The sequence below is a fragment of the Nocardioides oceani genome (genome assembly GCF_030412965.1).
In the GTDB taxonomy this organism is placed as follows: Bacteria; Actinomycetota; Actinomycetes; order Propionibacteriales; family Nocardioidaceae; genus Nocardioides; species Nocardioides oceani.
The window spans coordinates 1-207 of sequence record NZ_JAUHJQ010000339.1; the positions used below are offsets into that span (position 1 = coordinate 1).

The window sequence follows — 207 nt, forward strand, 5'->3', positions numbered from 1 at the left end:
GTCGCGCAGCACGGCCAGCTGCTCCGGCGTACGTGCCAGGGCGGCGCGGGCGGCCTCGGCCGCGGCGGCGAACACGTCACGGGCCCGCGCGGCGGGCCGGCCCGCGCGCTCGGTGGCCGCCTCCGCGGCGGCGCGCCCGACGGTGAGCATCGTGCCCTCGACCGGGTCCCCCACGGCGGCGTACGCCGCGTCGCTGGCGTGGCGCAG

At 83.1% G+C, this 207-nt stretch carries 1 protein-coding gene; it reads right to left on the bottom strand.

Features of this window, described 5'->3' with window-relative positions:
* Positions 1 to 207: DAK2 domain-containing protein (locus tag QWY28_RS24280; protein ID WP_300955446.1), on the bottom strand; the 207-nt coding region annotated here is incomplete at both ends.